This window comes from Streptomyces sp. NPDC002730, assembly GCF_042888805.1.
In the GTDB taxonomy this organism is placed as follows: domain Bacteria; phylum Actinomycetota; class Actinomycetes; order Streptomycetales; family Streptomycetaceae; genus Streptomyces.
Genome location: NZ_JBIAQG010000003.1, coordinates 450,655 through 474,032, shown reverse-complemented (window position 1 = coordinate 474,032; position 23,378 = coordinate 450,655). Strand labels below are relative to the sequence as shown.

The 23,378-nt window shown below is 69.9% G+C and carries 22 protein-coding genes; 9 read left to right on the top strand and 13 right to left on the bottom strand.

The annotated features are described in order from the left end of the window. The first annotated feature begins 61 nt into the window (after window positions 1-61). The 6 genes from ACFYXH_RS10415 to ACFYXH_RS10390 all read left to right on the top strand — a co-directional run bounded on the left by ACFYXH_RS10415 (window position 62) and on the right by ACFYXH_RS10390 (window position 5,691). Window positions 62-1,711, top strand: a complete 1,650-nt coding sequence (locus ACFYXH_RS10415; RefSeq protein WP_389561665.1) for a penicillin-binding transpeptidase domain-containing protein — start codon at window positions 62-64, stop codon at window positions 1,709-1,711. Window positions 1,712-2,352: 641 nt separating this feature from the next. Next, entirely contained in the window at window positions 2,353-2,709 is a 357-nt protein-coding gene (locus tag ACFYXH_RS10410) for a hypothetical protein (RefSeq protein ID WP_389561664.1), read from the top strand. Window positions 2,710-2,944: 235 nt separating this feature from the next. Continuing rightward, window positions 2,945-3,718 (top strand): DUF817 domain-containing protein, encoded by a 774-nt coding sequence (locus ACFYXH_RS10405; protein WP_389561663.1) that lies wholly within the window; start codon window positions 2,945-2,947, stop codon window positions 3,716-3,718. Window positions 3,719-3,738: 20 nt separating this feature from the next. Continuing rightward, window positions 3,739-4,173, top strand: coding sequence for a VOC family protein (locus ACFYXH_RS10400; protein WP_389561662.1), 435 nt, complete (start codon window positions 3,739-3,741; stop codon window positions 4,171-4,173). A gap of 240 nt (window positions 4,174-4,413) precedes the next feature. Continuing rightward, window positions 4,414-4,971: a DUF1062 domain-containing protein gene (locus tag ACFYXH_RS10395; RefSeq protein WP_389561661.1), complete on the top strand. Its 558-nt coding sequence runs from the start codon at window positions 4,414-4,416 to the stop codon at window positions 4,969-4,971. Window positions 4,972-5,148: 177 nt separating this feature from the next. Then, complete coding sequence (locus ACFYXH_RS10390) at window positions 5,149-5,691, top strand: GNAT family N-acetyltransferase (protein WP_389561660.1); 543 nt, start codon at window positions 5,149-5,151, stop codon at window positions 5,689-5,691. Window positions 5,692-5,931: 240 nt separating this feature from the next. Here ACFYXH_RS10390 and ACFYXH_RS10385 read toward each other — a convergent pair whose 3' ends face one another. The 7 genes from ACFYXH_RS10385 to ACFYXH_RS10355 form a co-directional block, all read right to left on the bottom strand. Continuing rightward, window positions 5,932-6,702 carry an SDR family NAD(P)-dependent oxidoreductase gene (locus ACFYXH_RS10385; RefSeq protein ID WP_389561832.1) on the bottom strand — a complete coding sequence of 257 codons (771 nt, stop codon included), beginning with the start codon at window positions 6,700-6,702 and terminating at the stop codon, window positions 5,932-5,934. An 8-nt stretch (window positions 6,703-6,710) separates the two neighbouring features. Beyond that, window positions 6,711-7,901: a serine hydrolase domain-containing protein gene (locus tag ACFYXH_RS10380; protein WP_389561659.1), complete on the bottom strand. Its 1,191-nt coding sequence runs from the start codon at window positions 7,899-7,901 to the stop codon at window positions 6,711-6,713. A gap of 86 nt (window positions 7,902-7,987) precedes the next feature. Then, window positions 7,988-8,392, bottom strand: coding sequence for an organic hydroperoxide resistance protein (locus ACFYXH_RS10375; protein ID WP_389561831.1), 405 nt, complete (start codon window positions 8,390-8,392; stop codon window positions 7,988-7,990). Window positions 8,393-8,500: 108 nt separating this feature from the next. After that, window positions 8,501-8,977 (bottom strand): MarR family winged helix-turn-helix transcriptional regulator, encoded by a 477-nt coding sequence (locus ACFYXH_RS10370; protein WP_389561658.1) that lies wholly within the window; start codon window positions 8,975-8,977, stop codon window positions 8,501-8,503. Continuing rightward, window positions 8,974-9,774 carry an energy-coupling factor ABC transporter ATP-binding protein gene (locus ACFYXH_RS10365; RefSeq protein WP_389561657.1) on the bottom strand — a complete coding sequence of 267 codons (801 nt, stop codon included), beginning with the start codon at window positions 9,772-9,774 and terminating at the stop codon, window positions 8,974-8,976. Before ACFYXH_RS10365 ends, ACFYXH_RS10370 begins: the two co-directional genes overlap by 4 nt. After that, on the bottom strand, window positions 9,771-10,532 hold the full coding sequence (gene cbiQ, locus ACFYXH_RS10360; RefSeq protein ID WP_389561656.1) for a cobalt ECF transporter T component CbiQ: 762 nt from the start codon (window positions 10,530-10,532) through the stop codon (window positions 9,771-9,773). Before cbiQ ends, ACFYXH_RS10365 begins: the two co-directional genes overlap by 4 nt. Before the next feature lies 1 nt (window position 10,533). Further along, window positions 10,534-11,583 carry an energy-coupling factor ABC transporter permease gene (locus ACFYXH_RS10355; protein WP_389561655.1) on the bottom strand — a complete coding sequence of 350 codons (1,050 nt, stop codon included), beginning with the start codon at window positions 11,581-11,583 and terminating at the stop codon, window positions 10,534-10,536. A gap of 155 nt (window positions 11,584-11,738) precedes the next feature. Between ACFYXH_RS10355 and ACFYXH_RS10350 the strand changes: the two genes are divergently transcribed. Continuing rightward, complete coding sequence (locus ACFYXH_RS10350; RefSeq protein WP_389561654.1) at window positions 11,739-12,086, top strand: SsgA family sporulation/cell division regulator; 348 nt, start codon at window positions 11,739-11,741, stop codon at window positions 12,084-12,086. Window positions 12,087-12,205: 119 nt separating this feature from the next. On the opposite strand, the gene ACFYXH_RS10345 is transcribed toward ACFYXH_RS10350, so the two are convergent. Beyond that, window positions 12,206-14,371 (bottom strand): MMPL family transporter, encoded by a 2,166-nt coding sequence (locus ACFYXH_RS10345; RefSeq protein ID WP_389561653.1) that lies wholly within the window; start codon window positions 14,369-14,371, stop codon window positions 12,206-12,208. Window positions 14,372-14,503: 132 nt separating this feature from the next. Then, window positions 14,504-15,076: a TetR/AcrR family transcriptional regulator gene (locus ACFYXH_RS10340; RefSeq protein WP_389561652.1), complete on the bottom strand. Its 573-nt coding sequence runs from the start codon at window positions 15,074-15,076 to the stop codon at window positions 14,504-14,506. 168 nt (window positions 15,077-15,244) lie between these two features. Between ACFYXH_RS10340 and ACFYXH_RS10335 the strand changes: the two genes are divergently transcribed. Next, window positions 15,245-18,562: a S41 family peptidase gene (locus ACFYXH_RS10335; protein WP_389561651.1), complete on the top strand. Its 3,318-nt coding sequence runs from the start codon at window positions 15,245-15,247 to the stop codon at window positions 18,560-18,562. Between the two features lie 119 nt (window positions 18,563-18,681). Here the strand turns inward: ACFYXH_RS10335 and ACFYXH_RS10330 are convergent, their stop codons facing one another. From ACFYXH_RS10330 to ACFYXH_RS10315, 4 genes are all read right to left on the bottom strand, one after another. Next, window positions 18,682-18,969, bottom strand: a complete 288-nt coding sequence (locus tag ACFYXH_RS10330) for a hypothetical protein (protein WP_389561650.1) — start codon at window positions 18,967-18,969, stop codon at window positions 18,682-18,684. Window positions 18,970-19,067: 98 nt separating this feature from the next. Next, window positions 19,068-19,949, bottom strand: a complete 882-nt coding sequence (locus ACFYXH_RS10325) for an SDR family oxidoreductase (RefSeq protein WP_327324159.1) — start codon at window positions 19,947-19,949, stop codon at window positions 19,068-19,070. Continuing rightward, window positions 19,946-20,917: an alpha/beta fold hydrolase gene (locus tag ACFYXH_RS10320; RefSeq protein ID WP_389561649.1), complete on the bottom strand. Its 972-nt coding sequence runs from the start codon at window positions 20,915-20,917 to the stop codon at window positions 19,946-19,948. The genes ACFYXH_RS10325 and ACFYXH_RS10320 overlap by 4 nt, the downstream gene beginning before the upstream one ends. Beyond that, the gene (locus ACFYXH_RS10315; protein ID WP_389561648.1) at window positions 20,914-22,467 is read right to left on the bottom strand and encodes a flavin-containing monooxygenase; all 1,554 of its coding nucleotides are present in this window, start codon (window positions 22,465-22,467) and stop codon (window positions 20,914-20,916) included. The genes ACFYXH_RS10320 and ACFYXH_RS10315 overlap by 4 nt, the downstream gene beginning before the upstream one ends. Before the next feature lie 166 nt (window positions 22,468-22,633). On the opposite strand from ACFYXH_RS10315, the gene ACFYXH_RS10310 reads away from it, so the two are divergent. Further along, entirely contained in the window at window positions 22,634-23,260 is a 627-nt protein-coding gene (locus tag ACFYXH_RS10310) for a MerR family transcriptional regulator (protein WP_389561830.1), read from the top strand. Window positions 23,261-23,378: the final 118 nt, after the last annotated feature.

Genomic DNA, 23,378 nt, shown 5'->3' with positions numbered 1-23,378 from the left:
GAACACGCTTTCCAATAGGCACAGTCAAGGAGATGTGCTCCTGGGGGAGGGGACCGCAGCAATGCGCAGTGGAGCGAAAGTCGCCATCGTCGGCGGCGTGTTTCTGGTGGTCGCCGGTGGCGTGGGCTACGGCGGCTACAACCTGTACAGCGGGCTGACCGGCAGTGGCGGCAATGGCGGGACCGACGCCAAGACCGCGTCGGCGCCGAGGAAGACCGGGCCGCCCAGCGCGGACGAGATCAGCGAGACCGCCAAGGACTTCCTGGCCGCGTGGGCCGGGGGCAACGCGCCGGAAGCGGCGCAGTTGACCAACAACTCCGCCGAAGCCGAACCGCTGCTCGCCGGGTACCGCGATCAGGCCCGTGTCTCCGCCGCCGTGATCACCCCCGGTACACCGGTCGGCGCGAAGGTGCCGTTCACCGTCAAGGCGACGGTGACGTTCGAAGGGCAGAGCAAGCCCTGGTCGTACGCCTCCGAGCTGACCGTGGTGCGGGGGCAGACCACCGGCAGGCCGCTCGTCGACTGGGCGCCGACTGTGGTTCACCCGAAGCTGACGAAGGGCACCAGTCTCAAGACGGCCCAGGCCTCGGCCCCGCCGATCAAGGCCGTCGACAGCCGTGGCCGGGAGCTGACGAAGGAGAAGTACCCGTCGCTCGGGCCCGTCCTGGACAGCCTGCGCAAGAAGTACGGCGAGGACGCGGGCGGCACCGCCGGCGTGGAGCTGGTCATCTCGTCCGCGAACGCCTCCACGCCCGACCAGACCCTGCTGACCCTGACCAAGGGCAAAGAGGGCAAGCTGACCACCACCTTGGACGCGGATGTGCAGGCGGCCGCCGAGCAGGCGGTGAAGAAGTACGCGCAGGCTTCGGTCGTCGCGGTGAAGCCGAGTACGGGTGAGATCCGGGCGATCGCCAACAACCCGGCGAGCGGCTTCAACGCGGCGGTGCAGGGCGCGCAGGCGCCCGGCTCCACGATGAAGATCGTGACCTCGACGATGTTGATGGACAACGGAATCGTCCAGGGCCCCGGCGCCAAGGTGGAGTGTCCGCCGACCGTTTCGTGGGAGGGCGTGCCGTTCGAGAATCTCAAGAAGTTCGAGATCAAGAACGGCACTCTCAAGGACAGCTTCCGCCGCTCCTGCAACACCGCCTTCATCAAGGCCGTCAAGCCGCTCACCGAGAAGAACATCGCCGGTACCGCGCTGGGCGAGACCGCACGCAAGTACTTCGGCATCGGCCTCGACTGGCAGACGGGCATCGTCACCGTCGACGGCAATGTGCCCGAGTCGGCGGGTGCGGAGACCGCGGCCTCGTACATCGGACAGGGCAAGGTCACGATGAACGCGCTCAACATGGCGTCCATCACCGCCACCGCGAAGAGCGGCGGCTTCCACCAGCCGGTGATCGTCCCGCAGTCCCTCGACCACCGTGAACTGGCCACCGCGCAGCCGCTGCCCGGCTCCATCGCGAGTGCCCTGCGCGAGATGATGAGAGCCACCGCGCAGTACGGCACGGGCCAGGCCGCGATGGCCGGGGTCCGTGGCGACAAGGGCGCCAAGACCGGCTCGGCGGAGGTCGACGGTCAGGGCAAGTCCAACAGCTGGTTCACCGGGTACGCCGACGATCTGGCGGCGGCCGCGGTCGTGCAGTCCGGCGGGCACGGAGGCGACGCGGCAGGCCCGGTGGTCGCCTCGGTGCTGCAGGCCCGCTGATCCGCCGGACGGCAAGAGAACAGGCCGGCTGATCCGCCGGACGACCGGAAAAGCAGCTCGCATGGCCCGCACAACCACCGCTGGCGTGCGGGCCATGAGCAGTCACCACACCGACGCGCACGCTCGTTTCGCCGAGGCTCTGCGCGAGCTGGGGCTCGAGGTCCCGGTCGTCGTCGACCAACTTGCAGTTGATTCGCTGTAGCTGGTGCTCGTCGGTGAGCTCACTCCGGGAACCTGCGAGCCTCCCCGAGTAGCCGTAGTCGTAGTCGTACGGTCCCCCGATCATGCTCGATCCCCAACCGGCCAGGACATCCGCCAAGCCGCTCCGCCGCCTCACGAGGCGTGTGCTCAGGGCGAGTACAGGTCTCGTCGCCGCTCTTGGAGGTGTCCCCTCCGTAGTTGACGCCTTCGGGCATGCCGTAGTCGTCGAAGCTGCTGGTGTTGACCGCACGGGTGCGCCGGCTCGGTTTCCCGCGAGTGGGTCAGCCGTGAGGGGGGGCTGCGCAAGCGGTTCGTTCCTCGGTTGCCCGCTCCTGCGTGGGTTGCTCCGTTCGTACTACGACGACTCAGCAGGTACGTGCACACGCAGCTAGGGTGACAAATGATCCAAATCGGATCATCAGCAGCTAGTGGAGGAATACATGCGTATAGCGCGCATATTCGGCGTCTGTGCACTGACGGCGGCGGCCCTGATGGGCACGAGCCTCACGGCCCACGCACAGTCGGGCGGGGATGACGCTCAGGGCGGCGGCTTGAAGTACAAGATCGTCCAGAAGGACTTCCCGGAGTCGCCCAGCGGTGAAGAGCACACCGTCCTGTGCCCGTCCGGATGGAAGGTCTTCGGTGGTGGCGTCCGGGTGAACAGCCTCGATTCCGTCGTTCTCCGGAGCAGTTACCCCGCTGCGAACGGTCGCGGTTGGGTGGGTGCCGTGCTTGACGCCGCCACCCCCGTCGACCTGACCGTCTACGCCATCTGCGCCAAGGTGAAGAACGGCTGACCCTGCTCCGACCGATCCACGTCGGTGCGGACGGAGGAGCAACCGGAACGCGGGCAGGTCTCCGTCGCGTTCCGGTTGCGCGCGCATCTGGTCAGCATGGGCATGGCCGGGTACACCACGAAAGGAACGGTTCGGTGCGCCGAGGATCACGGCGGCGGGACTGATGGTGGTGGGCATCGGCCTGATGCTGCGGGCCGGCTGAACCGCGAGGGATGCCGCGGGCGTCCCACCCGGCATGGGGATGATCAGGCACCGAATACGTCAGCTGCTCCGCTTCGGCCTGTTGCAGGCCCGTTGCTGTGCCTTCGCCATCGCGCTCGTCGGCGGCATCGCCGTCTCGGGCCTACTGCCCGCACTGCCCATCGCGCGCTACGACCTCGTGCTGATCTACGGGATCCTGCTCGCGGTGGCGGCCAGGAAGCTCGGTTGGGACAGTGCACGCGACACGGCTGTGATCACCGGCTGCCATCTCATCGGGCTGCTCTTCGAACTGGTCAAGGTGCGGATGGGGTCCTGGAGTTATCCGGAGGAGGCGCTGACGAAGGTCGCGGGTGTGCCGCTGTACGGCGGCTTTCTCTATGCGGCCGTGGGCAGTTACGTCTGCCGGGCCTGGCACTTGTTCGAACTGCGCCTGGACGGCTACCGGCCCCGGATCATGGCGGTGCTCGCCGGTGCCGTCTATCTGAACTTCTTCAGCCATCACTGGCTGCCCGACCTCCGCTGGGCACTGGCCGCGACGCTGCTGTTGGCGACCGCAGGGACCTGGGTGCACTACCGGGTGGGGTCGCAGGAGCACCGTATGCCGCTCGCTCTGTCGTTCGTTCTCATCGGGTTCTTCCTCTGGGTCGCGGAGAACATCGCGACGTACGCGGGCGCCTGGAGCTATCCGGACCAGCTGAGCGGCTGGCAGCCGGTGTCCGTGGCGAAGTTCGGGGCATGGGCGCTGCTGATCACCGTCACCTTCGTGCTGGCGGCCGGGCAGCGCCGCGCGGCACCCCGATTGTCATAGGCGGGCAGTACGGTCCGGTCATGGCAGCCAGAATCGATTTGACCCTCGACTGCACGGACGCGCAGCTGCTCGCGGAGTTCTGGAAGCTGGCGCTGGGGTATGTGGACGAGCCCCCGCCCGCTCCGTTCAAGACCCGCGAGGAGTGGCTCGCGCAGTTCGACCTGCCGGAGGACGACTCCGAGGGCGACGGGGCGTGGCTGTGCGATCCCGACGGCGTCGGCCCCCGGCTCTCCATCCTCAAGGTCCCCGAGCCGAAGACGGCGAAGAACCGGCTCCATATCGACATCCGGGTGCCGGGCCACGGCAGTCCCGAGGAGCGGTGGGCCAGGATCCGGGCCGAGTCCGAACGGCTGGTGAAGGCGGGCGGGACGGTCCGGGAGGAGGTCGACGGGCACCACATCGTGATGGCCGATCCGGAGGGCAATGAGTTCTGCGTCGCCGCGGGCCAGGCCTAGGACCTGCCCGGTCGGTCGAGGGTGGTGCGGGCGCCCGCCGCGAGGCATCGCCACCCGCCCGGAAAATCAGTGGAACCGCACTTCTGTGTGCCGTTAGCGTGCTCCCGCCCGTAGCCATCCGGTCAAGGACGTGCCGTTGTACACCAAGTGAGACCCCCCGAGCGCTGATCCGTCGCGCGTCGCACATGTGCGCCGCGCTCCTTTTCGCTGCGGTCCTCTCACTGGAACCGGTGTATTTCTGTGTCCAAAAACTGGGTGGTCGTGCCCACCTGCCTGCCAATCGTTCTCCGCCGTTGCCACAGGTGCGCCTCCGAGCGCTTCCGGGCGAACGGCAAATTCCGCGTCAACGCGAACCACAAGCTCCTCGACGCCTGGCTCCTCGCGCTGTGCACTGGGTGCGGGGACACCACCAAGCTCACTGTCCTGGAACGGATGAACGTCCGTTCCGTACGACCTGAGCTCCTGGACCTGCTGCACAACAACGACCCTGGCCTGGCGGCCGAGCTGCTCCAGGACCCGGTCGTGCGGCGCCGCAATCGCATCGCCCTCGACTGGGACAACGCCTGGCGCCTCGACAGCGGCGGGCCGGATCAGCCGCATCAGCCGGAGGGCGAGGCGATCGAGGTCTCGGTCGGTTTCGCGGCGCGGATTCCTGTGCGGCCGGTGCGACTGATCGCGGAAGGTTTCGGCCTTTCGCGAGCCGAGGTCGAGAGACTGATCGCCGAGGGGAATCTCGTATCCTCCGTGCGCCTGAGCGGCAAGCTCTCCGGCGACTTCACCTTCATGCTCAAGCGCTGAGTCCTTCCGGGCCCGGGGCCTGTCCGGCAGCATCCGATCCGCCGGACAGGCCCCGGGCCTGTCCGGCGGATCCTTGCGGGCCCGCGACGCGCCCCCAGGCCATGGGGGCCTGGGGGTGCCAATGCAGTTGCCCTTATTGGTTTGCCGTCGGCGAGCCCGGTCGGATAGGAAGCTTGCATGCTAAGCGGCAGCAAGGTCGGGCTCAGGGCCCGGCACGAGGACGACATCCCGATCCTGCGGGCTGAGCTCTACGACGACGTGGTCAACTCCTCGCGGGCCGAAGGCCGGCCGTGGCGGCCGATCACGCCCGGCTCGAAGGACGCGCGGCTGGTGGTGGACGACAAGGAGCAGGGGCACGTCCCGTTCTCCGTGGTGGAGTTGGACGGCGGCACACTGGTCGGCACCGCGGTGCTGTGGGACATCGACAACCACAATCGGTCCGCGCACATCGGGCTGGGGCTGCTGCCGTCCTCTCGCGGCAAGGGCTACGGCAGCGACGTGGTCGCGGTGCTGTGCCACTACGGTTTCGTCGTGCGCGGCCTGCAGCGGCTGCAGATCGAGACGCTGTCGGACAACGCCGCGATGCTGCGCTCCGCCGAGCGCAACGGCTTCGTCCGCGAGGGCGTACTGCGCTCCTCGGCCTGGGTGATGGGCGAGTTCCTGGACGAGGTGCTGCTCGGTCTCCTCGTCCAGGACTGGAAGCCGGACTCGAAGGGCTAGGGTCTGCCCGGAGGATCATGGTCGGAGCCATAAGCGGATCGCTGCGACGGTGATTGTTCCGCCCAACGGCCACCGCGCCGCCCAGACTTCGGCAGATGCGGCTTCAGCCGGGCCCACTCCCCATGCGTTGAATCTCCACGCCCCATGCTCATGCCAACGACCCGAAGCCGCGACGGTCACATGATCCGCCGGACAGGCCCCAGGGATCCGGCCGAGGGACCGGCTCGGGGGGCCACCGGCTCACTCCCGCGCGATGATCTGCCCGAACGACGTGTTCACCGCGAGCAGTCCGCCGTCCACCCGCAGCGTCGTACCCGTGATCCAGGCCGCGTCGCGCGAGGCCAGGAACGCCACCGCCGCCGCGATGTCCTCCGGCTCTCCGACCCGTCCCAGCGGGTAGATGTGGCTCAGCGCGTCAAGGCTCGCCTCGCGGCCCGACCAGGAGGGCGTACGGACCGTGCCCGGGTTGACCTGGTTGACGCGTACGCCGCGCGGGGCAGCGTCGCCGGCCAGGGTGCGGGTCAGTGAGGCGAGGCCCGCCTTGGCCGCGCTGTAGGCGTGGTTGCCGAAGTCCTGCTCGCTGTTGACGGAGCCGATGTTGACGATCGCGCCCCGGCCGCCCGCGGCGGCGAGATGGGGCAGTGCGGCGCGGGCGCACCGGAAGGCGCCGGTCAGGCTGGTGTCCAGGTCCCGGTGCCAGGACTCGTCCGACTGGTCCTCAATGAGCGGGGTGTCGGGGCTGCACGAGAACGCGTTGTTGACCAGGACGTCGAGGGTGCCGAAGCGTTCGACGGCGTACGCGACGGCCGCCTCGACCGCCGTACGGTCGCCCACGTCGCAGCCGAAGGAGTCGGCCCCGGGGATGGACCCGGCCGTCTTCGCGGCGTGTTCCGCGTCCATATCGGTGACCAGGACGCGGGCGCCTTCGGAGGCGAGCCGACGGGCGGTCGCCTCACCGATACCGCGCGCCGCGCCCGTGATCAGTACGCCGTATCCCTCGAAACGTGTCATAGCGCTGCTCATAGCGCTGAACGTACCGCCCTGATCAGCGCCTGGGCCCGCGGATCGGCCGTAACTCCCTTGCGCATGCCGTTGGTTACATAGCCGAGCGCAATGCCCGACTCCGGGTCGGCGAAGCCGAGCGAGCCACCGCGCCCCGGGTGGCCGAAGGAGCTGGGGCCGAGCAGGGGGCAGGCCGGGCCGTGCAGCATGAAGCCGAGGCCGAAGCGGGTGGCCACGACCAGAACGCGGTCCGGGCCGACGGACTCCTCGGTGCGGGCGAGGGTCACGGTGGCCGGCGCGAAGAGCCGCGGTCCGCCGTCGACCACACCGATCGTCGCCGCGTAGAAGCGGGCGAGCGCGCGGGCGGTGGATATGCCGTTGGAGGCGGGGAGTTCGGCAGCGCGGTACAGCGGGTCGTTCTCGTCCGGAAGCGGGTCGATCACTCCGAAGGCGCGGCGGCTGAGCGACTCGGGGTTGGCGTAGGCCTCGGAGACCGCGCGCTTGGGGCGCAGCTTGAGGCCGCCGCCGTCCGCCGTGGGCGGCTCGTCGACGGCGCCGATCCGGCCGACCCGGTGGGCCTCCTCCTGCGGCAGCCCGATCCAGAAGTCCAGGCCGAGCGGGCGAGCGATCTCCTCGGCGACCCAGCGGCCGATGGTCCTGCCGGTGACCCGGCGCACCAGTTCGCCGAGCAGCCAGCTGTAGGTCTGCGCGTGGTAGCCGTGGTCCGTGCCGGGCTCCCAGGCGGGGCGCTGTGCGGCGAGCGCGGCCGGGCCGCTCGCGCCGTCCGCGGCCTCGGCCGGGGTGAGCGGGCGGTCGAGGACCGGCAGCCCGGCGCGGTGCGAGAGGAGCTGGCGTACGACCACGCGCTCCTTGCCGGCGGCCTTGAACTCCGGCCAGTACGTGCCGACCGGGGCGTCCAGGTCGATCTGGCCGCGCTGGTGGAGCAGGAGCACCACGGCCGCCGCGACGCCCTTGGTGGCGGAGCGGACGACCTGTGCGGTGTCCACGGCCCACGGGGCTTGACCGTCCACGTCGCGGCTGCCCGCCCACAGATCGACGACCTTGCGCCCGTCGCGGTAGACGGCGACGGCCGCGCCGCGCTCGCCGCGCTGCTCGAAGTTGCGTATGAAGGCGTCGTGAACCGGCTCGAAGCCTTCCGCCACCGTGCCCCGGACGTCCACCGCGCCTGCTCTCCCGCTGCCGCTCATCCCCCCATGGTGCAGGGTGGTCCGGACCACTCGACTCGCGGGTCGGCTCAGCACGGACCGGTCGGCTCAGCACGGACCGGGCAGGGTCAGCTCAGCATGATCGAGACGTCGATGTTGCCGCGGGTCGCGTTGGAGTACGGGCAGACCTGGTGCGCCGCCGTCACCAGGTCTGCGGCAAGCTCCTGGTCGACCAGCGGCAGCGAGACATTGAGCGCGACCGCGAGCCCGTACCCCTGTGCCTCGTTGGGGCCGATCCCCACCTTCGCGGCGACCGTGGAGCCGGTCAGGTCCACGCCCGCCCTGCGGCCGACCAGGACGAGTGCGTTGTGGAAACAGGAGCTGTAACCGGCCGCGAAGAGCTGCTCCGGATTGGTGCCCTGACCGTCGCCGCCGAGCGCCCGCGGCATCGCGACGCTCAGCTCGAGCTGCCCGTCATGGCTGGTCACATAGCCGTCGCGGCCGCCGTGCGCGGTGGCCTCCGCGACGTACATGATCTTTGTCGGCCGGGTGTCGGCGCGGTCGCTCACTGTGCGTCCCCGAGTTGATGGCAAAGCGATAAGTACATCGCGCACAATGTATCGAAGGGAATTGAAGCGGTATTACTCGGGGGTAGCCGAATTCGTCGCCACCGCGACCCGCCGTGTCAGCTCGTGCAGTTCACCGCGCAACCGCGCGATCTCCGGCGCCTCGAGACCGGTGCTCAGCAGCAGCCGGGCCGGCACCCGCTCGGCGCGTGAACGCAGCGCCTCGCCCTGGTCGGTGACCACCAGCCGTACCGAACGCTCGTCGGCGGCCGAGCGCTCACGCCGCACCAGACCCGCCGCCTCCAGCCGCTTGAGCAGCGGCGAGAGAGTGCCGTAGTCGAGCCGCAGCGCGGCGCCGAGCTCCTTGACCGGGATCTCCCCCCGCTCCCACAACACCAGCATCGTCAGGTACTGCGGGTAGGTCAGGCCCAGTTCGTCGAGGAGCGGTCGATAGACGGCTGTCACCGCGCGCTGGGCCGCGTACAGCGCGAAGCACAGCTGGTCGTCAAGGAGCAGCGATGCCGCCGCCGTTCCGCTCGTTTCCTCGTTCACGAGCCCATTGTCACGGACTTCGGGTCGAAACCGAACGGGAGCTCCAGGCGGTGCGCCCGCATCAGCTCCTCGTCGCCCAGCAGGTCCTGCGTACGTCCGTCCGCCACGATCACGCCTTCGCTGAGGATCACCGAACGCGGGCAGAGTTCCAGCGCGTACGGAAGGTCGTGCGTGACCATCAGTACGGTGACGTCCAACGACCGCAGGATGTCGGCCAGTTCGCGGCGCGAGGCCGGGTCGAGGTTGGACGAGGGCTCGTCGAGGACCAGGATCTCCGGCTCCATCGCCAGCACCGTGGCGACCGCGACACGGCGGCGCTGGCCGAAGGAGAGATGGTGCGGCGGCCGGTCCGCGAACGGGGCCATGCCGACCTGCGTCAGGGCCGAGACGACCCGGGCCTCCAGCTCCGCACCGCGCATACCCGCCGCCGCCGGGCCGAAGGCCACGTCCTCGCGGACCGTCGGCATGAACAGCTGGTCGTCCGGGTCCTGGAAGACGATGCCGACCCGGCGGCGGATCTCGGCGAGGTTCGCCTTGGCGACCGGCAGGCCCGCGACCGACACCGAACCCACCCCGCCCGCCAGGATGCCGTTGAGATGCAGCACGAGCGTGGTCTTGCCCGCGCCATTGGGGCCGAGCAGGGCGACGCGCTCGCCGCGTCCGACCGCGAGGTCGACGCCGAACAGGGCCTGGTGGCCGTCGGGGTAGGCGTAGGCGAGGCCGGAGACTTCCAAGGACAAGGACGACGCGGACGGCGTGGAGGACGCGGAGGACGCGGACGACAAGGGCGCGGTCATAGGGTCCAGCCAAGCAGACAGACCGCGAGGGCGGTCAGCGGGAGTGCGGCGGCACCGGTCCACTGCGCACGGGTCGCGGTCACCTCGTCGATGACCGGCATGGTCCCGGCGTATCCCCGGCTCACCATCGCCAGATGGACCCGCTCGCCACGCTCGTAGGAGCGGATGAAGAGCGCGCCCGCGGACTTGCCGAGGACGCCCCAGTGGCGCACGCCGCGCGCCTCGAACCCGCGTGACCTGCGCGCGATCGACATGCGGCGCATCTCGTCGGTGATGACATCGCCGTAACGGATCATGAAGGACGCGATCTGGACCAGCATCGGCGGCAGCTTGAGCCGCTGCAGGCCGAGCAGCAGGGAGCGCAGCTCGGTCGTCGAGGCCAGGATCACGGAGGCGGCGACGCCGAGCGTGCCCTTGGCGAGGACGTTCCAGGCGCCCCACAGGCCGGGGACGCTCAGCGAGATGCCGAGTACGGACACCTGCTCGCCCGGGACCACGAACGGCATGAGGACCGCGAAGGCCACGAACGGGATCTCGATGAGCAGCCGGCGCAGCAGAAATCCGGCGGGGATGCGCGCCAGGGCCGCGACCGCGGCGAGCAGCAGCGCGTACAGCCCGAAGGCCCAGACCGCCTCGCGCGGCGTGGAGACCACCACCAGCACGAAGCAGAAGACGGCGGCGAGCTTGCAGTGCGGAGGCAGGTCGTGGACCGGGGAGTGCCCGTGCCGGTAGAGCTTGTGGGCGTGGCCCGCGCCCATGTCAGACCGATTCCGGTACGTGGGTGGGCGCGGCGTCCGTCGTGTGGCGGCGGCGCACGGACCAGAAGATGCCGGTGCCCGCGACGACCGTGACGCAGACGCCGATCACGCCCGCGAGGCCGCCCGAGATCCGGGCGTCGGCGATGTCCTTGACGCCGTAGTCGGCGAGCGGGGAGTCCTTGGCGGCGTGCTCCTCGACGTTCTTGTCGATGCCCTTGTCGGCGGCGACCTTCTCCAGGCCGTCGGGGCTGGCGGAGGCGTAGAAGGAGACAAAGCCCGCGAGGACGAGGGCGGTGACCAGGCCGGTCGCCCAGACCGCGCGCGTCGACCGGGCGGCGACCGGGACCGGCCGGGCGGCGGGGACGTCGACCAGCTCGCCGCCGACGCGCAGCTTCAGCGGAGCGGCCAGGCCCCGGGCTCCGTACACCAGGTCCGGGCGTACGGCGATGACGGCGCCGACCGTCAGCATGGTGATCACGGCCTCGCCGGTGCCGATCAGGGCATGAACGCCGACCATCGCGGTCAGCACCTTGCCGACGGGGACGTCGGTGGTACCGCCGATCGCGTAGATCGCGGTGAAGACGCAGGCCGCGGCCGGTACGGAGATCAGCGCGGCGGCGAAGGAGGCGACGGTGAGCGAGCGGCGCTTCCGCGGCAGCACCTTGACCAGGCCGCGGAAGAGCGCGTAGGCGACGACGACCGTGACCACACCCATGACGGTGATGTTCACGCCGAGCGCGGTGAGGCCGCCGTCCGCGAAGAGGATGCCCTGCATCAGCAGGACGACGGATATGCAGAGCACACCCGTGTACGGACCGACCAGGATGGCGGCGAGCGCGCCGCCGAGCAGATGTCCGCTGGTGCCGGCCGCGACGGGGAAGTTCAGCATCTGTACGGCGAAGATGAAGGCGGCGACCAGGCCGGCCAGCGGCGCGGTGCGCTCGTCCAGCTCACGGCGGGCGCCGCGCAGGCTGACGGCGACGGCACCGGCGGCAACGACTCCGGCGGCCAACGACACAGGTGCGTTGATGAATCCGTCGGGGACATGCATGGAGGACTCCGCTTCGGACAGATGAATAACTGTTCAATGATAGTGCCCTATTGCACATCAGTTGCAAGAGCGGGTCTGTCACAAATGAACTGGCGCCCTCGGCCCAAAATATGGGACATTAGAGGGCATATCGGGCGAGTGTGAGGAGCCGGCCAATGACCCTAGCCGTCGAAGATCATGCACGAGCCCGAATCGTCACCGATGCTCCCCAGTTCCGCTCCGTGCGCGTCGCACTGCGCTACGACCCGGCGGAGAACCCGGAGGCGGTGTCTTTCGCCTTCCCCAGCGGCCGCGACTGGACCTTCCCCCGGGCACTGCTGGAGACGGGGCTCCGCTCACCCGCCCGCCTCGGCGACATCGAGGTCTGGCCCTGCGGCCGGGTCCAGACGATAGTGGAGTTCCATACCCCGGATGGAGTAGCGGTGGTGCAGTTCGACACCACGTCGCTGATCCGCTTCCTGCGGCACATATACGCGGTGGCCGCACCCGCCACCACAGCATGACGGGCACGGCCACCGGGTTCCGCGGCGGCCCCCGTCCCCACGGTGCCGACGCGCTGCCGGGGACGCACGCTCCGCTCAAGCGGCGCCCCCGGAGTTTTGCGCTCTCTGAGAGAGCCTGATCAGACGCGCGCCAACGCGCGCTCCTCGTCCGGGTCCTCGGGACTGTCGGCGAGCTCCTTGTGCAGCTTCTCGCCCTCCACGTCCACATTGGGCAGCACCCGGTCCAGCCAGCGCGGCAGCCACCACGCCTTGTGGCCGAGCAGCGCGAGCACCGCGGGCACGATCGCCATCCGGACCACAAAGGCGTCGAAGAGGACCGCGATCGCGAGACCGAAGCCGATCATCTTCACCATCTGCTCGCTGGAGCCGATGAAGCCCGAGAAGACCGCCATCATGATCACCGCGGCGGCGGTGACCACCCGGGCCCCGTACTTGAAGCCGGTGACGATCGCCTCGCCGGGCCGCTCCCCGTGGACGTACGCCTCACGCATCCGCGTGACCAGGAAGACCTCGTAGTCCATGGCGAGACCGAAGACGACGCCCACCATGAAGATCGGCATCATCGACATGATCGGGCCGGTCTGCTCGACGCCGAAGAGCGAGCCGAGCCAGCCCCACTGGAAGACGGCGACGACCGCGCCCAGCGCCGCGACGACGGAGAGCAGGAAGCCGAGCGCCGCCTTCAGCGGTACCAGCACCGAGCGGAAGACCACCATCAGCAGCAGGAAGGCGAGACCGACGACGAGCGCGAGATAGGGCACCAGCGCGTCGTTCATCTTCTGCGAGAAGTCGATGTTCATCGCGGTGGCGCCGGTGACCAGCACATCGTCGCCGCTGCCGGCCCGGATGGAGTGGACGAGGTCCTCGGTCTCGACCGAGGACGGCCGGTCCTTCGGTACGACCGTGACCATCGCGGTGTCGCCGGCCTTGTTGAACGCCGGCGGGGTGACGGCCACGACGCCGTCGAGGCCCTCGATCTCCTTGACCGTACGGTCGGCCGCGGCCTTGTCGCCGTCGACGACCACCAGCAGCGGACCGTTGAAGCCGGGGCCGAAGCCGTCGGACAGCAGGTCGTACGCCTTGCGCTGGGTGGTGCTGACCGGCTGCGCACCGTCGTCCGGCAGACCCATCTCCAGCGACGCGGCGGGTACGGCCATGGCACCGAGGCCCACGACACCGACCAGCAGCACGGCGACCGGCCGACGGATCACGAAGCGCGCCCAGCGGGTGCCCATGTTCGGCTTGTCGCCGGCCGGCCGGCCCTTGCGCGCCTTGCGGCCGAGTACCTGCTTGCCCGCGAAGCCGAGCAGCGCCGGGATGAGGGTGAGCGCGATGAGGACCGCGATCACGACCGTGCCGGCCGCGGCGAAGCCCATCTTGGTGAGCATCGGGATATTGACGACGGCGAGGCCGACGAGCGCGATGACCACGGTCAGGCCCGCGAAGACGACCGCGGAGCCGGCGGTGCCGACGGCCCTGCCTGCCGCCTCCTCGCGTTCGCGGCCCTCGGCCAGCTCGGCGCGGTAGCGGGAGACGATGAAGAGCGCGTAGTCGATGCCGACCGCGAGGCCGATCATCGTCGCCAGCGTGGAGGTGGTGGAGCCCAGGTCCAGAACGTTCGCCAGCGCGGTGATCGTGGAGATGCCGATACCGACGCCGATGATCGCGGTGAGCAGCGGAAGTCCGGCGGCTACCAGCGAGCCGAAGGTGATCACGAGCACCACCGCGGCGATGCCGACGCCGATGATCTCGCCGGCCCCGTTCTCCGGGACGGTCTGCAGCGCGTCGCCGCCGATCTCCACCGTCAGCCCGGCGTCACGCGCCTCGGTGCCGGTCTCCTCGAGCGCCTTACGGGTCTCCTTGGTCAGCTCCATCGAGCTGACCTTGTACGAGACCGACACGTACGCCGTCCTGCCGTCCTTGGAGACCGCCTTGACGCTGTACGGGTCGGTGACGGAGGCGATCTGGCCGGAGCCGGACTTCAGCTCCGCGACCGCCTTGTTCACCTCGGCCTTGTTGGCCGGCTCGGTCATCTTCCGGCCGTCGGGCGCCTGGAAGACGACCCGGGCGGTCGCGCCGTCGGGGCTGGCCCCGGGGAAGCGCTTTTCCAGCAGGTCGAAGGCCTTCTGCGCCTCCGTGCCCGGTATGGAGAAGGACGAGGAGGTGGCGGTGGACGCGGAGGCCGCGGCGACCCCGGCGAGTGCCAGCAGCGCCACCCACAACAGGGCGACGAGGCGGCGGCGCCGGAAGGCTGACCGCCCGAGTTTGTAGAGAAACGTGGCCACGAGGGCGTACTCCCGTTGAGTGGTGTGAACAGGGCATGGGGAGCCGGCCCGACGACGAGAGCGGCGCGCGTCAGGAAGGTGGAACTGGTGGTGCAGGGAGGGTGGAGCCGGTGGTGCGGGGAGGTCTGTGGGTCAGACGCCGAGGGCGGGGAAGAACACGGCGTCGAGGTAGTCGGTGAGGAAGGTCCGGTCGGGGGTCCGGTCCTCGATCAGCTGCCGGGCGACGAAAGCGCCGACCAGCATGTGCGGGACGAAGTCGAGTGCGGGGTTGTCCACCCTGACCTCGCCCCTTTCCACGGCCCGCCGCAACAGCGTGTCGAGTCCGGTGATCTCGGGCTCGATCAGCAGTTCCCGCAGGGCCTGGTGGAGATCGGGGTTTCCATGGATGGCCTGGGCCAGACCCCGCATCAGCGCGGAGTCCTTCTCCATCTGACAGTCGTCGGTGCGGTCGAGCACCGCCTGGAAGTCACCACGCAGGGTGCCGGTGTCGATATCGGCGACGCTCACCGGCTTGTTGTGCCGCAGCGCCCTGGCCACCAGCTCCGGCTTGCTGCGCCACTGGCGGTAGAGCGTGGCCTTGCTGGACCGGGTCCTGGCGGCGACGGCGTCCATCGTCAGGGCGTCGTAGCCGACTTCGCGCAACAGGTCGAGGACGGCTTCGTACAGCTCCGCCTCGCGCTCAGGCGTGAGCCGGGTGCGCGTCATGGCCGACCTCCTGCCGCATGCGAACGAAACGGTTTCGTACAGCTCGACGATAGTCCAGCCCCTCAGCGAAACGAAATCGTTTCGCATGTGGTGTCGGTCACGATTCCGAAGAGGATTCACCCCCTCCCACAAGTTGCCGCACCCACCCGGCACGGAAAGCATTGAAGGGTGAGTGACGACGTCGCGTATCTCCGTTTCCCGCATCTGCACGACGACTTGCTGTGCTTCGCCGCCGAGGACGATCTCTGGGTCGCGCCCCTGGTGCCGGAAGGGCACCGGCCGGAACGGGCCTGGCGGCTCACCGTCGACCGGACCAGAGTCGGTCATCCGCGCTTCTCCCCGGACGGCCGCCATATCGCGTACACGACCTGGCGCAGCCTCGACCCGGAGATCCATCTCGCACCGGTCGCCGGCGGACCGGCCAGCCGGCTGACCTACTGGGGCTCCACCGACACGCGGGTCTGCGGCTGGGACCCGGACGGCAACATCCTGGCCGTCTCCTCGCACAGCCAGCCCTTCTCCTACTTCTCCTGGGCCTACAAGGTGGCCACCGACGGCTCCCCCGGCCGACGGCTGCCCTGGGGCCCGGTCGCCGACCTCCAGGTCGCGGACATCGAGGAAGAGCACCGCTCGCTGCTCCTCACCGGCAAGCCGCCGCACGAACCGGCCGCCTGGAAGCGGTACCGGGGCGGAGCGACGGGCCGACTGTGGCTGCACGGCAAGCGGCTGCTCGCCGACCTCAACGGCCATCTGGACTGTCCGATGTTCGTCTCGGGGCGGATCGCTTTCCTCTCCGACCACGAAGGCGTCGGCAATCTCTACTCCTGCCTGCCCGACGGAACCGATCTCCTGCGCCACACCGACCATGACGCCTTCTATGCGCGGCACGCCTCGAGCGACGGTCGCAGGGTCGTCTACCAGTGCGCGGGCGAACTGTGGATCGCCGACGATCTGACGGATCCGGGCGCGGTGCCGCGCAAGCTGGAGGTACGGCTCGGCGGCCCGCGCGCCGGACGCCGCAGCTACCAGGTGCCGGCCGCCAGCCACGCCGACGCGATCTCGGTCGACGAGACGGGACGGGCCAGCGCCGTCAACGTACGCGGCAGCCTGTACTGGCTCACGCACCGCGACGGTCCCGCCCGCACGATCGCGGACACCCCAGGCGTACGGGTACGGATGCCGGAGATGCTCGGAAGCGCGGGCCAGGTCGCCTATGTCACGGACGCCGACGGTGCCGACGCCATCGAGATCGCGTATCTGCCACGGGCGAGCGGGGGCCGGGAGCCGCGGCGGCTGGCCTCCGGCGAGTTGGGCCGCGTCCATGAGCTGGTGTCGGACCCCCTCGGTGAGCGGATCGCGATCGCCTCGCACGACGGGCGGCTGCTGCTGATCGACGCCACGGAGGAGTCCGGGGGCACCTCCACGGCCGAAGGCTCCGGGGACACCTCCTCGGCCGAGAGCTCCGGGGGCGGAGCGGTGACGGAGCTGATCCACTCCACCAACGGGCCGGTGCGGGACCTGTCGTTCTCACCGGACGGTGCGTGGCTGACCTGGTCGCACCCGGGCATCGGCCGCTCGCTGCGGCAGATCAAGATGGCCCGGATCACCGACCGTACGATCGTCGACGTCACCAACGGCCGCTTCGAGGACGAGAATCCGGTCTTCACCAGGGACGGCCGCTATCTCGCCTTCCTCTCCTGGCGGGGCTTCGACCCGGTGTACGACGTGCACACCGGGGACCTGTCCTTCCCGCTGGGCTGCCGCCCCTATCTCGTACCGCTGTCCTCCGCGACACCGTCGCCGTTCGCGCTCTCGCCGGACGGACGGCCCGCGGCCGGCGGACTCGACCCGCTGGTCGACTCCGAGGCCGAGGACGGCATGGCGGTGACGGTCGAGATCGAGGGCCTGGAGAGCCGGGTGACGCCCTTCCCCGTGACGGCCTCCAAGTACTCCGCGCTCCATCCGGTCAGCGGTGGCGGACTTGTCTGGCTGCGCTGGCCGATCTCGGGCGCGCTCGGCGAGACCTTCGCCAATCCGGCGGACACCTCCGGACGTCCCACGCTCGAGCACTTCGACATCACCAAGGCCCGCAAGACCGAACTGGTCGGCCATCTCGACTGGTTCGCGGTGAGCGGCGACGGCAGCAGGCTGGTGGTCGTGGACGAAAGTGAGCTGCGGGCCGTCCCGGCCACGGAGCCGGGCGACAGCGACTCGACGGTCTATCTGGATCTGCGCCGGATCCTGCACGATGTCGATCCGCCGTCCGAATGGCGCCAGGCGTACGGCGAGGCGGGCCGCATCATCCGCGCGTACTTCTGGGAGCCGGGGATGTGCGGCATCGACTGGGACGCGGTGCTGGAGCAGTACCGTCCGCTGGTCGAACGGGTCGCCTCGCCCGACGAGTTCGCGGATCTGCTGCGCGAGGTGCTCGGCGAGCTGGGCACGTCCCATGCGTACGTCACACCGGCCCGGCGGAACGAGGGGCCGTCGCACTACCAGCGGCCGATAGGTCTGCTGGGCGTGAATCTGGTCTGCCGGGACGGGAGTTGGATCCTCGCCCGGATCCTGCCGGGCGAATCGTCGGACTCCAAGGCGCGCTCGCCGCTGGCCGGTACGGGTATCCGCGAGGGCGCGATCCTCACGCATGTCGACGGCCGTCGGGTGGATCCGGTGGCCGGTCCGTACCCGATGCTCGCGGCGGCGGGCGGCACGACGGTCGAGCTGACCTTCCAGCCGCCGGAGGGCGAGGGTCCTTCGCGCCGGGTGGCGGTGATCCCGCTGGTGGACGAGCGGCCGCTGCGATACCAGGACTGGGTGGCCAAACGCCGTGAGGTCGTACGGGAGTTGAGCGGCGGCAAATGCGGCTACCTGCATATCCCGGACATGGGCGGCTCGGGCTGGGCGCAGTTCAACCGCGATCTGCGCCTCGAGGTGTCCCGGCCGGCACTGATCGTGGATGTACGGGGCAATGCCGGCGGCCACATCAGCGAACTGGTGGTGGAGAAGCTGACCAGGAAGATCGTGGGCTGGGACCTGACGCGCAACGCCCAGCCCGTCTCGTACGCCTCCAACGCGCCGCGCGGTCCGATCGTCGCGCTGGCGGACGAGGCGACGTCCTCGGACGGCGACATGATCACAGCGGCGTTCAAACTCCTGGGCCTGGGCCCGGTGGTGGGCAGCCGGACCTGGGGCGGGGTGGTCGGCATGACGGGCCGCCACCGCCTGGTGGACGGCACGGTGATCACGGTCCCGATGAACGCGGCCTGGTTCAACGAGTACGACTGGTCGATCGAGAACCACGGCGTGGAGCCGGACCTGGACGCGCTGCGCACTCCACTGGACTGGGCGGAGGGCCGCCATGCCCAGATGGACGACGCGATCGGCCTCTGCCTGGACCTGCTGAAGACACACCCCCCGGCGGAGCCTCCCGGCTACGAGAACGTCCCGGACCTGCGCCGCCCGAAGCTCCCGCCGCGGGGGGTGTGAGGGAGCGTTGAGCCTTGGGGTACGTGCCGTTCACCGCAACTGCGCCGCGTACGCGGAAGGGGCGCACCCGTCGTCACGGATGCGCCCCTCATCCACGCGGCACAGCGAAAGCGCTCGCGTCAGATGTCGTAGTCCTGGTGGAACTTGTCCTCGGCGTCCTGCATGGCCTTACCGGTCATGTCCTGGTCCCGGCCACGCGAAATCCGCTCCGAGGATTCCTCCCGCGGCTGCGAACCACGCTGCGGCTGCGAACCCCGCTGCGGCTGAGTACCACGCTGCGGCTGCGAACCCCGCTCCGGCGCCTGGTCCTTCGCACCGCTCGTCTGTCGCTTCGCCTGCCGCTTCGTCTGCTTCGCCTGCTCTTCGAGCTTCGAGGCCTTGTCCTTGAACTGGTCCTTCATGCCCATGAAGATTCACTCCTAGAAGGGTGTGAGGGGGGTCGGGGGCTGTTACGCCCCCTGGGCCTCGACCAGCGTGGCACGCAAGAACATACCTCGCATTTCGATCAATGACGCTGCGTACGGGCCTCCTCGTCCGCCGCCCCGCCCGCCCCCACGAGCCCCTTCCCGACGCCCCCCAGCCGAGGCTCGAAGCGCCGCATCTCCCGCTGCCCCACCGCCCCGATCAGCGACGGCAGGTAACCCCGCACCGACTGCATTCCCCGCAGCCACCACTGCGCGTACACATGCGAGGACCGTCGTTCGATCCCGGCCACGATCCGGTCCACCGCCGGGCCGAGCGGATACGTCTTGTTCGAGGGCCACGGCAGCCGCTGCCGCAGCTCCCGCATCACCTCGTCCTGGTCCGCGCCGCGCACCATGTCCGTGTCCGTCCAGGACAGATAGCCGACTCCGACCCGCACACCCTTGTACCCGACCTCCGCGCGCAGGCTGTGCGCGAACGCCTCGACGCCCGACTTCGACGCGCAGTACGCCGTCATCATCGGCGCCGGCGTGATCGCCGCCAGCGACGCGATCTGCAGGAAGTAGCCGCGGCTCTCCACCAGCACCGGCAGGAACGCCCGGCCCGTGACCGCGCTCCCGATCAGATTGACCTCGATCACCCGCCGCCACGCGACCGGGTCCGAGTCGACGAACGGGCCGCCGGACGCGACACCCGCGTTCGCGACGACGATGTCGACCTTGCCGAAGCGCGCCTTGACCTCCTCGGCGACCCGGGCCATCGCCTCGTGGTCGGTGACGTCCGCGTACCAGTGGTCGCTCTCGGTGTGCAGCCGCTCCGAGACCTCCTTCAGCACATCGGGCTCCAGCCCCACCAGCGCCACCTTCGCGCCGCGCGCGGAGAGCTTGCGGGCCAGCAGCTCACCCACACCCCGCGCCGCGCCCGTGACGACCGCGACCTGTCCCTCCAGGCTGGTCCTGCTCATGCGGCCTCCTCCTCCTTGGCATTCTGCTTCACGGTCGCCTTCGCGTTCACGGTCGCGCTCCCGTCCCCGTTGGCGTTCGCGTTCACGTATGTACCGGCCAGCTCGCGGATCTTCGCGGTGACGACCTCCGGCGCCTCCACCGGTGTCATATGTCCCATCCCGGCGAGCTCCACGAGTTCCACGCACTCGGGCAGCGCGGCGGCCAGCCGCCGCGCGTGCACCATCGGCGTGAGCCGGTCGGCCGTGCCGGACACCACCACTGTCGGCACCCTCAACTCCCGTACGCCCGCGTCGAGATCGAGCTCGGCGAGCACATGCGCCCAGGCCACCCGGGCCGCCCGCGGACAAGCGTGCACGATACGCGCGCACTCCGCCACCCGCTCCGGCGCCGAACCGGGGCCCATCGTCCCGTACTTGAGAATGCGCTTCGAGAGCGGTGTCACCGGGCCGAGCGGGGCGCGCGCCCCGAGGATCATCCGGGTGAGCCGGGTCCGGGTACGGCCCGCGCGCAGCGGCAGCACCAGCGAGTCCTCGACCAGCCTCGCGCTGCCCGTGCTGCACAGCAGGACAGCGGCCGCGTGCTCCGTGAAGGCGGCCCGGCCCGACGCGGCCATCAGCGTCATCCCGCCCATGGAGTGCCCGGCCAGCACAGCCTTCTCCCCCGGAGCCAGTGCCGCTCCGAGTACCGCTTCCAGGTCGTCGGCGAGCAGATCCGTACCGACCGCGGCGGTCGGCGTACGGCCGTGACCGCGCTGGTCGTAGACGACCACCCGGTGATCGGCCGCCAAGTCCCGTATCTGCGCGGCCCAGAAGTGCGTCGAGCAGGTCCAGCCGTGGGCGAGCACCACGATGGGCGCGCCCTCGGGACCGTGCACCTCGACATGGAGCTGCGACCCGTCGGCGGAGACGGCGGTCAGTTCGCGATCGGCGACGGGACGAGCGTCCGTGCGCCGCAGCAGCCGGCTCATCGCACGGCCTCCGCGGACTCCGCGGACTCCACACCTTCGACGGCAGACTCGGCGTCCACTGCCGGCTCGGCGCCCTTCGCGGACACCCGGACGACCTCGTACTCCGCGAGGTCCACCTCACGCGTCGCCCGCCGGAACTCTCCGGTCGTCCCCGGCCAGAGCGTGGTGTTACGGCCGTTGGCGTCCAGATACCAGCTGTTGCAGCCGCCGGACTTCCACACGGTCCGCTCCATCCGCTCCTGCACCCGCCGGTTCCAGGTGTGCACGGCGGACGGCCGGGCCGCGAGCGCCGCGCGCCCGCCCAGAACGTTCAACTGCCGCATGTAGTCGGCCAGATAGTTCAGCTGCGACTCGATCATCAGGATCATGGAGGAGTTCCCGAGCCCGGTGTTCGGGCCGATGATCGTCATCCAGTTGGGGAAGCCCGCCGCGGTGGCGCCGCGCAGTGACTCCATCCCGTCCTTCCACGCCTCGGCGAGCGTGATCCCGTCGGCGCCCACCACACGCTCGGCGATCGGCATGTCCGTCACACGGAAGCCCGTACCGAAGATGATCGCGTCGGCCTCGGTCTCGGTGCCGTCGGCCGCCACCAGCGTCGACCCGCGTACTTCCGCCAGCCCGGAGGCCACCACATCCACATTCGGCTGCGCGAGGGCCGGGTAGTACTCGCTCGACAGCAGGATCCGCTTGCAGCCGATGCGGTACGAGGGCGTGAGCCTGGCCCGCAGCACCGGGTCCTTGATCGAGCGGCCCATGTTGCGCTTGGCGATCGACTCGATGAGACCGAGCTCGTTCGGCCGCTTGGTGAACGCGCTGACCTGCAGCTCCCTGATCCCCCAGAGCAGCCCGCGGCGCGCGGCGCCGGTGAACGGCAGCCGGCGGTGCAGCCATCGCTCGGCACCGGTGATCGCGCGGTCCATGCGCGGCAGCACCCATGGCGGGGTCCGCTGAAACAGCGTCAGCTTTGCGGCCTCCGGCTGGATCGACGGCACGATCTGGATCGCCGACGCACCGGTTCCGATCATCGCGACGCGCTTGCCGCGCAGGTCGTAGTCGTGGTCCCAGCGGGAGGAGTGGAAGACCTTGCCGGGGAAGTCGGCGAGCCCCGGAATCTCCGGAATCTTCGGGTCCGACAGCGGCCCGGTCGCGGAGACCACGACATCGGCGGTCAGCGTCCCCTTCGAGGTCTCGATCTCCCAGCGCAGCTCGTCCTTGTCCCAGTGCATCATCAGCACTTCGTGGTTGAGGCGGATGTGGGAGCGGAGCCGGAAGGTGTCCGCGACATGCTCCAGATAGGCGCGGATGTGCTGCTGCCCGGAGAAGGTGCGCGGCCAGTCGGGGTTGGGCGCGAAGGAGAACGAGTAGAGATGCGAGGGCACGTCGCAGGCGCACCCGGGATAGCTGTTGTCCCGCCAGGTCCCGCCGACCGAGTCCGCCCGCTCCAGGACGACGAAGTCGGTGATCCCTTCGCGGCGCAGCCGGACCGCGGCCCCCAGGCCGCCGAACCCGGATCCGATCACCGCCACTCGTACGTGCTCGCGCTGGCCCATGCCGCCGCCTCCCGCTGAACGTCACAACCATGCCAGCGATCACTGGCACAGTTTGGAGAGTAGAGCAGCACCATACCCAGCGGTAGGGGTCCGGCCGGGTGAGTTACTGCCGGTACAACATAGGCTGGCCGACGTGGCAGAAGGACGAGCAGGGCGCGAGTACCGCATGCAGGAGCTGGCCAAGGAGGCAGGCATCACGGTGCGCACGGTGCGCTTCTACCGCGAGCGCGGACTGATTCCGCCACCCCGCCGCGAGGGCCGTATCGCCTGGTACGACGAGCATCATCTGGCCCGGCTCCGTACGATCGCCGCGCTGCTGGAACGCGGCCACACGCTCAACGGCATCGCGGATCTCGCCACCGCCTTCGAGAGCGGACGCGACGTCGGCGAGGTGCTCGGCCTCGGCGAACCCACCGAGGAGACGCCGGTCAGGCTCAGCCCGGAAGAGCTCGCCGACTACTTCGAGGGCGAGGTCACTCCCGAGAACCTGGCCGCCGCGCTGGACCTCGGCTATCTGGCGACGGACGGCGACGAGATCGTCCACATCAGCCGCCGCCTGCTGGACGTCTCGGCGGCACTCGTACGGGAAGGCGTACCGCTCGCCGTGGTCCTGGACGCGGGCAGCCGGGTCCGCACCCACGCGGACGCGCTGGCCGAACTCTTCGTCGGGATGCTGAGCGCCCACACCGCGGAGGGTGGTGCGGACCGGCTGCGTCCGCTGGCGAAGAGCGTCGTGGACGCGGAGCTCTCGATGGCGATGGACCGCCTTCTGCGCAAGACACGGGACCGGTAGCGGCCGCAGGGCACGGCCCCGCCGGACCGGCGCCGCGGCCGACAGCCGTTACGGCTATGGCTCGCGCACCGCCAGGGCTCGTGGACCGCCCGAGCGCGTGCAGCGCCCGAGCTCGTGC